At 58.5% G+C, this 1,075-nt stretch carries 2 protein-coding genes; one reads left to right on the forward strand and one right to left on the reverse strand.

The window, feature by feature from the left end; translation table 11 throughout:
- On the forward strand, positions 1–482 hold a 482-nt coding region (locus tag Q7T06_RS12910), incomplete at its 5' end, for an SPFH domain-containing protein (protein ID WP_304785209.1).
- Between the two features lie 61 nt (positions 483–543).
- Here the strand turns inward: Q7T06_RS12910 and Q7T06_RS12915 are convergent.
- Positions 544–1,075 (reverse strand): alanine:cation symporter family protein (locus tag Q7T06_RS12915; protein WP_304785210.1); only part of this gene is annotated, 532 nt, incomplete at its 5' end.

The following is a 1,075-nucleotide window of genomic DNA, read 5'->3' on the forward strand; positions in this document are numbered from 1 at the left end:
CGGAGCGCGCCATTATCCAGGTAGTCAACTTCATGGAAGCGACCAGCCAGCTGGCCCAGACCACCTTGCGCGCGGTGCTCGGCAAGCACGAGCTCGACGACATGCTGGCCGAGCGCGAGCGCCTCAATATCGATATCCAGCAAGTGCTCGACGCCCAGACCGACACCTGGGGCATCAAGGTGGCCAACGTCGAGATCAAGCATGTGGACCTGGACGAGTCGATGATCCGGGCCATCGCGCGCCAGGCCGAGGCCGAACGCGAACGGCGCGCCAAGGTCATCCACGCGGAAGGCGAACTGCAGGCGTCGGAAAAGCTGATGCAGGCGGCCAACGTACTGGCGCGCCAGGCGGGGGCGATGCAGTTGCGCTACATGCAAACGCTCAGCAATATCGCCGGCGACAAGACCACGACCGTCGTGTTTCCGATGCCGATGGATTTACTGGCAGCCATCGTCGACCCCAAGCGCGGCGACGCTGGTTGATAGCAAAAAAAACCCGCGAACCAAGGTTCGCGGGCTTTTTTTCACGCGTCCTGCCTGACAATCAGACGCTTGCGCTGGTCTTGCTCGCTTCTGTTTTTTTTGCCGCAGCACGCTGCTCCCAGAAAACGGCATTCTTGATGCCAAGCTTGATCGGGTCGAAGGTGATGGGGCCGCCCGCCTTCAGCTGGGCTTCGTAATCGCGCAGGCAAAGCATGGTCGGTTTCGCGACGAAGAAAATAATCAGGATGCCGATGATGTTAATCCACGCCATGATGCCAACACCAATATCGCCGAGATTCCAGATATAGCCCGCGCTGTTGATCGTGCCGTAAGTCACCATCGCCATGATCACCAATTTAACGATGACCAATGGCACGCCGCGCTTGAAGAAGCGGTTCAGGTAGACGATATTGGTTTCCGCAATATAGTAGTAAGCAATAATGGTCGTGAAGGCGAAGAAAAACAGCGCCACGCCAACGAATACCGGACCGAAGCCGCCGAAGGAACTCTGCAAGGCCATTTGGGTAAATGCCGCGGAGCCGATTTCCGTGGCCGCCGGCAGGTTTTGCACGATGAACTGGCCGGCAGGCAGC

Origin of the sequence: Herminiimonas sp., from assembly GCF_030645555.1 — a bacterium.
In the GTDB taxonomy this organism is placed as follows: domain Bacteria; phylum Pseudomonadota; class Gammaproteobacteria; order Burkholderiales; family Burkholderiaceae_D; genus Oxalicibacterium.